Origin of the sequence: Williamsia soli (assembly GCF_017377795.1) — a bacterium.
In the GTDB taxonomy this organism is placed as follows: Bacteria; Actinomycetota; Actinomycetes; order Mycobacteriales; family Mycobacteriaceae; genus Williamsia; species Williamsia soli.
Genome location: NZ_JAFRDR010000016.1, coordinates 1 through 13,240, shown reverse-complemented (window position 1 = coordinate 13,240; position 13,240 = coordinate 1). Strand labels below are relative to the sequence as shown.

The window sequence follows — 13,240 nt, the reverse complement described above, 5'->3', positions numbered from 1 at the left end:
CGGCGGGGCTGCGCCGACCCACGCTCGCTAGACGGCTGCCGGAATCGAGCTGACGACCTGTTGTTGGGTCATCTCGTCCAAAGCCCGCAATCCGAGCTCGCTGCCTACGCCCGAGTCCTTGGCACCGGCAAACGGAATGTTCGCCGCAAGCTCACCGTGCTTGTTGACCCACACCGTGCCGCACTCGAGTCGACCGGCCACCGCAGCGGCGCGTTCCGGGTTCGAGGACCACACAGAACCGCCGAGGCCGAACGGCGACGCATTGCTGCGCCGAACCGCATCGTCGACGTCGCTGTATTTGATGACGGGCAGAATCGGCCCGAACTGTTCCTCGTCGACAATCCGGTCGCCGTCGGTGACGTCGGTGACGATGGTGGGCCGCAGGAAGAACCCAGGCCCGTTCGGCTCGCCTCCCGCGACTATCCGCCCGTTCGTGCGACTGTCCTCGAGAAGGTCCTTGACCCGGTCGAATTGTTTTTGATTCTGAATTGGACCGAACATGATCCCATCATCGAAACCATCTCCGACGGCGGCATTCTCGGCGAGAGTTGCGAGCTCTGCAACGAGATCATCGTGGACGGATTCGTGAACGTACAGCCGCTTCAGTGCCACGCAGATCTGGCCGCTGTTGAAGAACGAGCCCATGAAGATTCCCGGCGCCACCGCTTTCGGATCGGCGTCGTCCAGCACGATGCCAGCGTCGTTACCGCCGAGCTCGAGCGTGAGGCGCTGCAGCGTGCCCGCAGCCTGGGCTGCGATGTGCTTTCCGGTGGGGGTCGAACCGGTGAACGACACCTTTCGCACGCTCGGATGGCCGGTCAACACGTCTCCGAGGTCGTTATCGTCCGAGACGATGTTGACAACGCCCGGGGGCACGATGTCAGCGATCAGTTCACCAAATTTCAGTGTGGCCGCCGGTGTGGTCCCCGCCGGCTTGAGGACGATGGTGTTACCGGCAAGGAGCGCAGCCGGGAGCTTCGTCCCGATCATCGACACCGGCATGTTCCATGGAACGATCGCGGCGACGACGCCGAGCGGCCGCCGATAGGCGACTGCGCGACGCTCTGCGCTGTCTTCGATGATCTCGGGCTCGAAGGGCAACTCTGCGAAGTACCTGATGAACTGCGCCAGGAACATCGCCTCGCCCACCGCGATCGGAAACGGCTTACCCTGTTCGCTTGTCGTGAGCTGGGCGAGGGTAGTGACGTTGGCCTCCACCGCCTCTGCAATTCGCACCAGGATCGCCCGACGTTCGTCGATGCCCGTACTCGACCACGCCGGAAAAGCCCTGTGCGCGGCGTCGACTGCAGCGGCGACCTGTTCGGCCGACGCACAGGCGACTGTCGTGAACGGCTCTCCCGTTGCCGGGTTGATCACAGCCAACTCGCGATCGCCGTCCACCAACTTTCCGTCGATCAGCATCGATTGCATCGGCTCCTGAGGACTCATCAAGCCCAGCTCCTTCATAGTGCTTCCAGATGGCCGCCAACGGCGTGGCGCGAGGTGAGTGACGGTCGTCACTGTCGATCTATTTCGACCTTATTATAATATTGGTGGTCTGTCCAGAGCTGGTCTGCTGTTCATCAGCCTGCAAGCCTCGTCTGAATCCGCTGTGCACGAACCGGACTCGCAGACATCAGCAAGTCGTCGACAACGCGATCCGACCGATCATGTAGTGGCTCAACCCAAGCGGGCAGGACGCACCACCGCTGGGCTCGAGTGCGTCCGAGCCATGTGACGGTGGGCGACCTGCCCGATACGGATCCGTTCACTGCCGTCCATCATGGGCCGGCAGCTCGGGAATCACTTAGACAAGAGGTTGGAACTGAGCACATCCTTGGCCGCGATCTCACCCAAGCTCGTCGCGGAATCCATGTTGGTGTTTCCGAGATAATCACTGGCGATGTGAATCCGCTTCCAGTGCGAGATACCGCGCTGGAACTTTTCGAGCTCCTTGTAACGCCCCGGTGCGCTGGCGGAGACGACGCGCGGCCAGCGGTTCACGAATGTGAACTCGATGTTCTCGCTGAAACCCGGAACGATGTTCTCAGTGGCCTCGATCAGCGTCTTGGTCAAGACCTCATCGTCGGCATCCCAGTACTCTTCGGCGATCGCATCCGATGAGTAGATCGAGATCATCTCCTTGCCGGGCGGAACACACTTCTGCGACCGGTTGCGCTCGAACACCACTGCCAGCACGCGCGGCTCCACAGACGCGGGAATCAGGGCCATGTAGGCCGATTCTTTGGTCGGTTTCGACAGTCCGACATGAACGTTCGTCATCGACGTGTACGTGATGCTGTTCAGGAAAGCCCTGCCGGACTCCGACAGCTGCGTCAGGAACTTGGCCGACGAATGTGCATCAGCGGTGACAATCGCCGAATCAGCCTCGATCACCCTCCGCTCGCCGTCGACGTTCACGGTCACGGTGACGCCGTTCTTGTGCTCTACGAGCTCTTCAACCGTGGTCTTGAGCGAAACGGGGAAGTTCTCGGCAATCTTTCGTGCGTACGACTGCACGCCGTTCGTGAAGGCGCGTGTAGGGCCGGGCCGGCCGATCTCGACGAAGATGAGACGCAGCAGGTCGACCTTTGACAGGGTGCTGCCCGGAGCACCGACCTGGCTGTGTAGTAGAACGTCGATCAAGTTGTCGTACAACTTCGGATCGAGGTGCCGCGCGTACTCTTCGGCGCTCGAAGTATCCAGTGCTGCAGCGTTTCCCAGGTTTGGATGGCGAACGAACTTGCGGGCGCGGAAGACATCGAACCCGATCCGTGCGAGCGCCAGCTTGCCACGGAGACCGACAAGCTTGGTCTTGGCCATGGCCAGCGCGATGTTCGCAGTATCGAGATTCACGAACTTGCCCCCACCTTGGGCGATACCGAAGATCGATCCAGCGACCTCTGCGCCTCCCGGGGTGTCGAGCATTCCGAGCTCTTTGATGATCGGGATCATATTCGTATGGGTGGGTGGGACAACGGTCGGGCCGAGGTCGATGTGGAAACCGTTGACCTCGCGGGACTTCATCTTCCCGCCGACGTCCTCGCCGGGATCGACGACGATGACGTCGACGCCGGCCTGTTGCAGACGGTAGGCGGCGGCCAGACCCGAAGGCCCCGCTCCGACGACGACCACGCCATGCCGGTCCTTCAGCGGGGATTCGCTGTTGGGTGTTGCTTCACCCGGCAGTTTGCTCTTGGTCATGTTTATCTCCATTCTCGTAACACTTTTAGACTTCCGACATTTGTTTTCTGTGGGGCGCGAGCGATGCGGGATAACGGCTTTCGATCTCTTCCACCACCAGTTTTGAAGTCTGCGCACAGGCGCCAGTACCGCCGGTCGCATATTCTTTGACTCCGTCACCGACATTCCACAGATTCGGAAACGGCGTGGTCCTGGCAGCATCGGATCCCGCGACCGCGCGCTGAGTCGGCCAGTCACCGCGATTCACCTCGGTCGAGATGATGCGCGCACGTTCAAATCCTGGAATCTGCTCGCGGAGATCCTGGTGGAGTAGCTCGATCTCGGCGCTTTCATCGAAGTCACCGAGCGCGGGCCGCGGTACGGAAGCTCCGACGTACAGATTCCACCCGGGGGGAGCCATCTCCGGGCATGTTGCGGTGAAATTGGCGACATAGCAGAGCCGTTGGGTTCTCGCGAAGCTCAGTACGCCAGGGGCAGAGATGAGATCTTCCTGGCTCGCGAAGTTGACACTGATCATCGACGTGGGTCTGTCGCCGGCCCGGACTCCCGCCCGATAGTTCGGCGTCGCGTTCTCTTCGCCGACCAGCCTCAGGGTCCCCCGCGGGCCTATGTTACTCACCACGACGTCGGCGCCGATCTCGAATGTCTTCCTGCCCTTTTTGATGGAGGCGCCCGTCACGACACCATCTTCGATTCGAAGCGATGTCACGGTTGCAGACAACCACACATCGCCGCCGCGCCCAACGATCGCTGACGCCAGCGACTTCCAGACACCAATGGTTCCCTCTGGGCAGAAGCCGACTTTGGCCGCAAGCGCATTGGTTCGCGCGAAATAGGCCAAGAACACTCCCGCGGGGAGCTCGTCGGCACCGACCGAGAAGATCGAGGCACACATGTTGCGAACTGCCCCGTTGACGGTCTCATTCTTGGTGTACCTGGCCACCCAATCAGCGGTCGACAGATTGGCTTTCGCCTTTCCTGCGCCGGTGCCCCCGAAACGATCGAGAAGCATCATGCCACGGCGTGCGACCACCGACATGGCCGCGTTCACTCGGCCCCCGGCAATGTCGAGGTCTTTGTCACCGATACGCATCATCATCGGAGCGTCGGGGAACCGCAAGTTCAGTTCTGCTCCGATTTCCCGGAACGTCTCCTCGGCGACTCCACCGGTTTCCACGACGATGGCACCGTTGTTGATCTTGAAACCGTCGATGTCCCGAGTGCTGGCCCGACCGCCGACGTACGGCAGACTCTCGACCACGAGTGTCCGGTACCCGCGGTGTACGAGTCGCGCCGCTGCGCACAACCCGCCCACACCGGCTCCGATCACCAGAGCGTCGTACTTGTCCTGGGGGCCGCTCATGCGTTGCCCTCGTCTTCGGCGGTCCAGTAGACGAACCCCATCGCGATGCCTGTTCCCGCGGCAGACCGGTAGCACGGGACGTAGTCGACGACAGTGGGTTTCAATCCCAGGGTGGCCATCGCGCCGGCCACGGGGATCCAATTCTTGATCTCGGAGGTTCCCGCGTTGTAGATGTCTTCCCCCAGAGATGCCAATGGTTCGATGGACTGCTGTTCCAATGTGTCGAACAGTGCCCGGTCCACTTCTTCATCGATCACGAAGTGCGTGAGACCGCCGGAGCTGACGAGCGCGACGCGAGCGTCGGAATCCCACTCCTCGATGGCTTTGACCACCGATTCTCCAAAGGAGTAGCACCGGCTCACCGTAGGCTGGTTGGGTGGGTAGAAGGTGTTGAAGAGCACGGGGACAGAAGGAATCATTCTGTCCCGCATGATCTGTCGGTAGATGAATCCGAAAGCGTGCGGAATGTGATTGGTGTGCGGTGGCAGCTCCCGAAGCACGGCTACATCGAAGTTGTCGTTCATGGCCTGAGAGATGATGCTGTCTGCCAACTCTTGGTGCCCGGGGTTGGTAGCGCCCTCGGGCGCTACGTGACCGGGCACCGAGACCTCGATGCCGACCGGCAACCGGCTCAGGTATTCCTCCCCTGGGAAGTAATTGGGGATCTCTTCACCGCGCCACACCGAGATCGCGGGAATCAACGGCTCCGCGAAGATCTCCATCTGGTCGTTGCCGAAGATGACCACGACGTCGACTTCCGCAGCCTCGAACACATCTGCCAGTTTGTCCAGAGCGGCCCGGCAGGCCCGGTGCTTCTGCGCCCACACGTCGACGTTGGCCTCTGCCTCGAAGTTCGATTCACTTCGCAGATCGACCAATTCGTCGAACGTGTAACTGTTCCCCTTGTACCACTGCTCAGGGTTGGACTTGTCGGCACCGACGCGCAGACCCCATTGATCGGGCGGCGTCGACAACATGGGTCCGTGTGAGGATCCTATTCCGAGAACGATTCTTGCCATTGATCTTCTTCCAGTTCTTGGACAGTCGTCAGACGTCCAGGGTCAATTTGGCCGAGTTCGCACGCGAGCAGCACACTGCGATCTCGGTGTTGCTCTCTTTCTCTGCGTCGGTCAGATACGAGTCGCGGTGATCAGGAACACCGTCGATCACCGTCGTGATGCACGTTCCGCAGATGCCCTGGGCGCACGAGGTCGGGATTCGGACGTTGTGATCGAACAACACCTCCGCGATGGAACGTCCTGACGGAACTTCGACGGTGATGCCGGATCTGGCGGCATGCACTGTGAACGTGTCACCGGTCTCGTCGACAGCGTCGGCGTTGAAGCTCTCGGTGTGAATCCGCTCTGGGGCCCACCCGAGTGCAAGGGCGCTGCCGGTCACAAAGTCCATGAACCCCGTTGGTCCACACACGTAGAGATGTGTGCCGGCGTCGGGCGCAGCGAGATGCACATCGGGCGAGAACATCTGGGGCGGCTCATCGTCGAAATGGCCCCACATCCGGTACCCGAACGGCTCCTGCATGAGTTCTTGGAGGAACGCCGCTCGCCGGTAGCTTCGCGCGCAGTAGTGGAACTCGAAGGGCTGCTCGATCTGATTCAATCGGATTGCCATGCTCATGAGCGGAGTGATGCCGATTCCACCGCCGATCAGAATGCTCTTCTGCGCCGTCTCGATCAGCTCGAAGTTGTTACGGGGAGCGCCGATCGTGAGGCGATGTCCCGCATCCAGAGCGTGCATGGCCTTCGAGCCGCCGCGACTGAGCTCTGAGAGCAGAATCCCCAGACGGTACGAACTCACGTCGCGGGGGTCACCGCAGAGTGAGTATTGCCGGATCAGCCCCGGTTCGATGTAGACATCAACATGAGACCCGGCGTCCCATGGGGGGAGATCACCGCCGTCGGCGGCGACCAGTTTCACCGACACGACCCCTTCGGCCTCGAGCGTGGCCTCGGCGACGATCACATCGATCTGTTTCGGTGCTCTGTTCATCATTCGCATTCACTCCGTCGATCTTCGACTTGTCGAGCTGAGATCAGGACCCTTCGAGTCGGCACACTTGTAGCTGCCCTGTGCGCCGACTCTGTGGCCCTGCCGTCGTCAGTTCGCGGTAGTCGGTTCGTTGCGGGCGTAGATGTTCCGCTTGGTCATCTGCTCGGCGTGCGCTGCCGGATCGGAGCTTTTTTCGATCCAGTCCGAAAAGGTGACGAAATCTTGGAAAGATCCCAGGCTGGCGTCACGCCACACGCCCTTGGGCTCTTTGCCTGCCGAGACGTCTTCCAAGGCCTGCAGGAGCATGCGACGCGCGCGCATGACACCCAGATCCGATGGGGTGAGGTGCTCGGTACGACGGTCGCTGATCGAGCCCATGGACTCCGTGACCAGCAGATCGTGGATCGGGAACGCGGTACCCACACCGGCGAACGTCTTGTCGATCATCTCTGAGCGGTCCTGAAGGAACCGGTTCTCCAACAGCCTGCGTCGCTTTCCGTTCTCGTCGAGCTCTGCTTTGACCGACGCATCCAGAATTTCGGAGGCGATCTCATTCTTTGCGTGGTATGTGACCTCATAGCGGTAGTGCGTGTGATCGTCGATGGGGACGTGCCACAACATCGTGGCTCCCCCCAGCCCGTACATCGCCTCGAAACCGTTGGCCGAAGCCGCATTCGGAAGGATGAAGTTCGAGCATCGCAAGAAGGTCTTCTCGTCGACGTAGTCGCGCTCGGCCAGGAGCCGGAAGCCGTAGCTCGTCTCGACGACCGAGAGCCGCGGAGCCGAGTCTGCCTCGAAGCCCGTCATGGTCGCGTCGGCCGCGGGATGCTCCATGCGGTGGACGAATGAGGTGTGGCTCGGGTCGATGTTGCCCTCGTTGGCCTGGAGGTAGTTGCACTCCGACAACCAGCGGTTGATGTAGATGTGCTCGGAGGGGCCGTCGATGAATGGGTAGTTGGGCAGGACCGGCGGTTCGCCCGTGCCCAGATATGCCCACACGAGACCGCCACGTTCCTGCACAGGGAACGAGGGTTGGCGCCAGTTCGCGACGGTGCGCTGTGCGGCGGGGACATTCGGCTGCTCCAAGCAAGCACCGTCACGGTCGAACAACCATCCGTGGTACGGACAGCGCAAGCCACCGTCTTCGATGCGGCCGTAGCTGAGGTCGGCGTTACGGTGAGGGCACCGGAGCGCCAGCAAACCCAGTTCACCAGAGTCGTCGCGGAAGAGAACAAGATCTTCGCTCAGCACCTTGATGTGGGCAGGCGGCGCTCCCGCGGCGTACTCCGCCGCGATGCCGATGGGCTGCCAGTATCGGCGGAGCAGATCGCCTGCCGGCTCGCCAGGGCCCGTGCGGGTCAAGACGCTCCAACGATCTTGTGGATGGACGCTGGACGTGGACGGCACGTCGGTGTTCATGGACGACATCTCTATCCTTCGCTGTTTGGCTGCAAACCGATGCAGGACGCTGACGGGTTGCCGAAGCAAATCTCCTCGCGCAGGCGCGGTGAGTCTGCGCGGCGCTGTGGAACCCGGCTCTCATCGCCGCCTGAGGCTGTCAGGCGAGCTATGACTCAAACTGTGGCCCGCTGCATAGATATTATTGTAATATAGGTCTCGTGTCCAGAGACTTCGCGAAGTCGATCCGAGTTCCCATCGAAAGGCATCTCCGATGACAGGTCCCACTGTCCAGCCGGTTCCACGCACAATTCACGAAGACATCCGGGTGGTCGAGCACTTCCTGCAAGCGGTGGAAGCAGACGATTTCGACACGATCGAGTACCTGTCGGCGGATGAACTGGAATGGCTCATCGCAGGCATGACCACGGTGCGCGGCAAGGACCGGGTGATGAAGGTACTGCGTTCTGGGGAGGGAAAGTTCAGAACCGAGCTGAAGACGCACCGAGTGACCGCGGCCGACGGCAGCGTGCTCATGGAACGCACAGATGCCTGGATCATCGGACGCTTGCGAATCGTCCTCTGGGTGTACGGAGTATTCGAGGTCAGAGACGGAAAGGTCACCCTGTGGCGTGACTACTTCGACTACCTGGCCCTGGCAAGGGCGACCGCACGCGGCCTGGTCGGACTGGTATTCCCATTTGTGGTGAAAAAGCTGTGAACGCCCCATCGACAACAAGTGCCGCGTACACAGACCATTCCCCCGGTGACGCGAAGACGACGGAGAACGTGCGGATTGTCGAGCGATTCCTGGATGCGCTCCAGGTGCAAGATCTCGACACCCTCGAGGCGCTCGCCGCAGACGACCTGGTGTGGGAGAACGTGGGCTCGCCAAAATTCAAGGGCCGGTCGCGGGTGATGCGGGCCATTCGTGCCTGCGAGGGACGCTTGTTCATCGAGGTCTGTATTCACCGCATCGCCGGCGCCGGCGACACCGTCTTGGTCGAACGCACCGACGCGATCGTCATCGGCCGTCTTCGGATGCAGTTCTGGGCCTGCGCCGTTTTCGAGTTACGTGGTGGTCGAATCACGTTGTGGCGCGACTACTTCGACTATCTGGCGTTCGCCAGGGCCGCCCTGCGCGGATTGCTTGGCGTTGCGCTTCCCTCGATTCGTCGAAGTTTTTGACAACCACACGTCAGTCCCTCTATCTAGACCACTGGTCGACAATCACGTAACGCAATGGAGAACCATGACCGACAACAAACCGCTGCGACCCACCTCCGCACACTCGGTCGCCACCGTCGAATCGTTCCTTCGCGCGGTCTGCGACGACGACTTCGACGCGGTTGCAGCGCTCTCGGACCGTAACCTGGTGTGGCAGAACGTAGGACTGCCGACCCTTCGGGGGCGCGATCGGATCGTCCGGTTCATGCGCGCCGGCGAGGGCCAGCTCGTCATCGACATGAAGATCCACCGAATCGCCGCTGATGGCGACACTGTGCTCGTCGAACGCACCGACGCGTGGATAGTCGGGCGAGTGCGCATGCAACTGTGGGTGTGCAGCGTTCTCGAACTCCGAGACGGGAGGGTTGCGCTGTGGCGCGACTACTTCGATTACCTGGCGTGGGCACGAGCCATAGCGCGCGGACTGGCTGGAGCGTTGGTGCCAGCGCTGCAGAAGAAATTCTGATGCTCGAGCAGCTCCGGTTACAGCCCCACAGAGGAGATCGCTTCCCATGACAGACGGACAGCCACGGTCAAACGACGCCGCACCCCGACCAGACGGTGAGCCGGACGACCCCGACTTGCGTTTCGATGCCCTGGTCATCGGTGCCGGCGCCGGAGGTATGGCCGCTGCGGCACGGCTGAGCAACTTCGGGTACAGAACCCTGCTGGTGGAGAGTCGCGATCGCGTGGGTGGACGGGCTTCGACCAAAGAGGTAGGCGAATTCACCGTTCACACCGGCGCCCTGATCATCACTACCGGCGGCGAGAACGAGCGCTTGTTCGATGAGCTCGGTGCGGACATGGGGGTGTCGGTACCCGACACACCGATGACGCTTCGGCTCGGGCGGTTGGACGTCCCGCTGACCAAGGGTCCCGTCGGCGCCCTGGCCAACGGATCTCTTCGGCTGGTCAATTCGTTAAGCAGCAGATTTGACGGGCTGCGACCACCGACCGGGATAAGCATCGGCGAGTGGATCACCGCCCGAGGACGAAAACCCAGAGTGATGCGATTGATCCGCAATCTCACGAGCGCGATGTTCGCAGCCGAGCCGACCGATGTAGACGCCGCGATGTTCTTCGAGTACTTCACCAAGAAGGATGCGCTGAACATCGGGGTCCATCCGGACGGGGCAATCGGACCATGGCAGGTGCTGGCCAACGTCTTCGAACGGGACGGCGGGACACTGTGGCTCAGCAGTACGGTTGACCGGCTGACATTCGACGGCGCAGGGCTCGTGAACGGCGCGGTGATCGACCGCAGTGGCGAGGCGGTGACCGTCAGCACATCGCTCGCGATCAGCGACGTCGGACCGCTGGCCACCGTAGGTTTGTGTGGCGCTGCGAATCTGCCGGAAGGCTACGGCGAAAGTGTCCGTGCGACATCGCGCCCGAGCACACTGATCGTTGTCCACTTCGCAAGTCGCATTCCGCTACGCAAACTCACGGGGCTGACGTTGTTCGCGTCGACGACGCGGCTGGCGTATGCCATGGAGGTCACAGCGATGTCGCCGACCTTGGCTCCGCCGGGTTGGTATCTGTATGCGGCCGCGAGTTCCCCGCACCCTGCGTCTGGGGACTTCGATTCCGATGCGGAGGTGGCGATCCTGAAGCGAGAACTGGCGGACAACTATCCTGAGTTCGGTCGGGCTCGGATTGTTTCCGTGGACATTTGTGGGGGCGATGTATGGCCCGCGCAACGGGCGATCATCGGTCACGATTGGCCACAAACCACGCCCGTGGCGAACCTGTGGAACGTTGGCGACGGCGCTCGTGAACACGGTCAAGCCGACCAGAGTGGCTGCGTGGGATCGGCACGAATCGTCACCGACCAGATCCGGCGAGATCACCCGCCTCGTTCGTCAGCCGATCTCAGGATTCGTCATCTGTAAGGCCACGCTCAAGCACCCATCTGAACGAGCGCATCTCTGATTTCCTGCAGCCGGTCGCCGATGATCTGTTGCGCCGACGACGGGTTACCCTCGGCCAGGAAATCCAGGAGATCGCCGTGTGAGCTCATGACAAGTCGAATGGCGTTCTCGACGTCTTCTTCGGGTGTATTGTCGGCGACCCGAAGATAGATTGGCGCCAGCAGCAGGCGAATCGACTTGAAAAGGTTGGTCAACACTCGGTTTCCCGAGGCTTCGACGAGTTCTTCGTGCAGCGCGATGACGCGGGGCACGAAGGTTGCGACGCGCGATGTTGCTTTCTCCATGTCGCTATAAAACTCGGCCAAACTCTCACGCAGTGCATCGATTTTGTCAGGACTGATACTTCCCGACGCCATGCTGCCGGCAGCCATACTGATCGAAGCCTTTTCGATCGCGCCCTGCGCATCGATGAGCTCCTGAGGTTTCACCCCCAGGAGAGCAAACTGCACAGCCATGGTGTCAGAAAGCTTTTGGGCGTTCGGCTGACCGATGTACACACCGCCCTTGGGCCCCACCCGTACGTCGACAGCACCGAGAGCCTCGAGGCCTCGAATTGCATCTCGAGCAGCCATTCGGCTGACGCCGAATTCATCGGCGATGTTCTTCTCGGTACCCAGCCGCTGACCCGGTTGTAGATCACCGGCGAAAATCGCAGACTTTATCTGAGAAATAATTCGTGACGCCATTGTGCTGCCAGACACAGAATCCCAACTAGGTGTCCCCAGCGGCGGGGCACTTGCGACCTCGTCCGTCAACATTCTCTCTTTTCCACTCTCTGAAACGTCGGCGTGCCGACACCATGTCAGGATCTCACGTGAACCATCTGCCAGCTATTTGGCCACCACAACTGCACACCTGCCGCCACACCGTCTGCCGACGACCGCTCTCGCTGTCGCGGTGTACGACCCATCAGCGATGAGTCACCTCGCCGGCACCCGATCACACACAACCCGCATTACGCCGCGCGCACTGGTTCAACGATAGTCGCCTGGATGCGGCAAGCATCAGTGCCGGCCCACAGGCCGTGGTACGGCCTGGGCTAGGCTTCTGTCGATACCGAGGAATTTCCTCCGTATAGAATGGTCCGTTGAGAGCGGTTACTTGATCAGAATGAGTGATGTGCAGTGAGAGCGGATGCAATCGAACGTAGGCGACGGCTGATTGTCGCCGGCCGGGAACAGTTCGCCGAGCGCGGGTACGATGTATCTCTCGAAGCCGTGGCCGAAGCCGCGGGAGTCGGAATCGCAACTCTGTATCGAAACTTTCCCACGCGACTTGATCTCAAGATTGCCATCCTCACCGACGGACTGGAGACCAGTCGACTGATCCTCGATGAACTCCGGCAGTTGGCAGAGACCGACGCATCCGCGGCGATGATCCGGTTGGCGCGTTTGTTCATGTCGCTGCAACTGGGGGCAATGATCCCGATCATCGTCCGCGATCAGGAACTCATTCCGCCGGAACTCATCGAAGCACGTCAGGCGAACTTCGCAACCGTGGCCGAGATCATCGAGCGTGCGAAATCGCACGGCGCGGTGGCAGCCGACATCACCTTGACCGACTTCTTGTCCGGGGTGGCGTTGATCACGCGTCCACTGCCTGCCATCGCCGCCGCTCCGATGCTTCTCGTCTCGACCGACCCCAACGAACTGGTCGAACGCATTCTGTCGATTTTCGTCGCAGGGCTCCGGCCCTCCGCCCGGGAGCCCTACGACGATGTCACACCGCCGGCGGATCAGGCCCGCCACGTGGAGATGGTGTCAGCGCAGGAGTGCTCGTGACATCACGACGCGCTGGATCTGGTTGGTGCCCTCGTAAATCTGGGTGATCTTGGCATCACGCATCATCCGTTCCACCGGGAAATCACGGGTGTAACCGGCACCACCGAACAACTGCACCGCATCAGTGGTCACCTCCATCGCCACATCCGAGGCAAAACACTTCGCCGCCGCCGAGATGAACCCCAGATTCTTCTCCCCCCGCTCAGCCCGCGCCGCCGAGGTGTACACCATCAGACGAGCAGCCTCGATCTTCATCGCCATATCCGCGATCATGAACTCCACACCCTGAAACGAGCTGATCGACTTCCCGAACTGCTTACGATCCT

13 protein-coding genes are annotated in these 13,240 nt (G+C 61.2%); 5 read left to right on the top strand and 8 right to left on the bottom strand.

Annotated features, from left to right (window positions below; genetic code table 11):
* Positions 1-27 precede the first annotated feature (27 nt).
* The 6 genes from J3S28_RS27145 to J3S28_RS27120 form a co-directional block, all read right to left on the bottom strand.
* Positions 28-1,449, bottom strand: coding sequence for an aldehyde dehydrogenase family protein (locus tag J3S28_RS27145; protein WP_207844262.1), 1,422 nt, complete (start codon positions 1,447-1,449; stop codon positions 28-30).
* Between the two features lie 354 nt (positions 1,450-1,803).
* A complete protein-coding gene (locus tag J3S28_RS27140) occupies positions 1,804-3,204 on the bottom strand; it encodes a protoporphyrinogen/coproporphyrinogen oxidase (protein WP_207844260.1) in 1,401 nt (466 codons plus the stop codon).
* 25 nt (positions 3,205-3,229) lie between these two features.
* Positions 3,230-4,567, bottom strand: a complete 1,338-nt coding sequence (locus J3S28_RS27135) for a phytoene desaturase family protein (protein WP_207844258.1) — start codon at positions 4,565-4,567, stop codon at positions 3,230-3,232.
* Complete coding sequence (locus J3S28_RS27130; protein ID WP_207844256.1) at positions 4,564-5,586, bottom strand: DODA-type extradiol aromatic ring-opening family dioxygenase; 1,023 nt, start codon at positions 5,584-5,586, stop codon at positions 4,564-4,566. Before J3S28_RS27130 ends, J3S28_RS27135 begins: the two co-directional genes overlap by 4 nt.
* A 28-nt stretch (positions 5,587-5,614) precedes the next feature.
* Positions 5,615-6,580 (bottom strand): PDR/VanB family oxidoreductase, encoded by a 966-nt coding sequence (locus tag J3S28_RS27125; protein ID WP_207844254.1) that lies wholly within the window; start codon positions 6,578-6,580, stop codon positions 5,615-5,617.
* Positions 6,581-6,685: 105 nt separating this feature from the next.
* On the bottom strand, positions 6,686-8,005 hold the full coding sequence (locus J3S28_RS27120) for a Rieske 2Fe-2S domain-containing protein (RefSeq protein ID WP_207844251.1): 1,320 nt from the start codon (positions 8,003-8,005) through the stop codon (positions 6,686-6,688).
* 244 nt (positions 8,006-8,249) lie between these two features.
* On the opposite strand from J3S28_RS27120, the gene J3S28_RS27115 reads away from it, so the two are divergent.
* The 4 genes from J3S28_RS27115 to J3S28_RS27100 all read left to right on the top strand — a co-directional run bounded on the left by J3S28_RS27115 (position 8,250) and on the right by J3S28_RS27100 (position 11,094).
* Positions 8,250-8,696, top strand: coding sequence for a limonene-1,2-epoxide hydrolase family protein (locus tag J3S28_RS27115; RefSeq protein ID WP_207844249.1), 447 nt, complete (start codon positions 8,250-8,252; stop codon positions 8,694-8,696).
* Positions 8,693-9,163, top strand: a complete 471-nt coding sequence (locus J3S28_RS27110; RefSeq protein ID WP_207844247.1) for a limonene-1,2-epoxide hydrolase family protein — start codon at positions 8,693-8,695, stop codon at positions 9,161-9,163. Before J3S28_RS27115 ends, J3S28_RS27110 begins: the two co-directional genes overlap by 4 nt.
* A gap of 64 nt (positions 9,164-9,227) precedes the next feature.
* Positions 9,228-9,668, top strand: coding sequence for a limonene-1,2-epoxide hydrolase family protein (locus J3S28_RS27105; protein WP_207844245.1), 441 nt, complete (start codon positions 9,228-9,230; stop codon positions 9,666-9,668).
* Positions 9,669-9,714: 46 nt separating this feature from the next.
* A complete protein-coding gene (locus J3S28_RS27100) occupies positions 9,715-11,094 on the top strand; it encodes an NAD(P)-binding protein (protein WP_207844243.1) in 1,380 nt (459 codons plus the stop codon).
* 8 nt (positions 11,095-11,102) lie between these two features.
* Here J3S28_RS27100 and J3S28_RS27095 read toward each other — a convergent pair whose 3' ends face one another.
* Complete coding sequence (locus J3S28_RS27095; protein ID WP_207844241.1) at positions 11,103-11,834, bottom strand: FadR/GntR family transcriptional regulator; 732 nt, start codon at positions 11,832-11,834, stop codon at positions 11,103-11,105.
* Between the two features lie 423 nt (positions 11,835-12,257).
* Here J3S28_RS27095 and J3S28_RS27090 point away from each other — a divergent pair, with 423 nt between their 5' ends.
* Positions 12,258-12,914 carry a TetR/AcrR family transcriptional regulator gene (locus J3S28_RS27090; protein ID WP_207844239.1) on the top strand — a complete coding sequence of 219 codons (657 nt, stop codon included), beginning with the start codon at positions 12,258-12,260 and terminating at the stop codon, positions 12,912-12,914.
* On the opposite strand, the gene J3S28_RS27085 is transcribed toward J3S28_RS27090, so the two are convergent.
* Positions 12,894-13,240, bottom strand: a 347-nt coding sequence (locus J3S28_RS27085) for an acyl-CoA dehydrogenase family protein (protein ID WP_272874255.1), incomplete at its 5' end; no start/stop codon positions are given. The two genes, J3S28_RS27090 and J3S28_RS27085, sit on opposite strands and share 21 nt — an antisense overlap.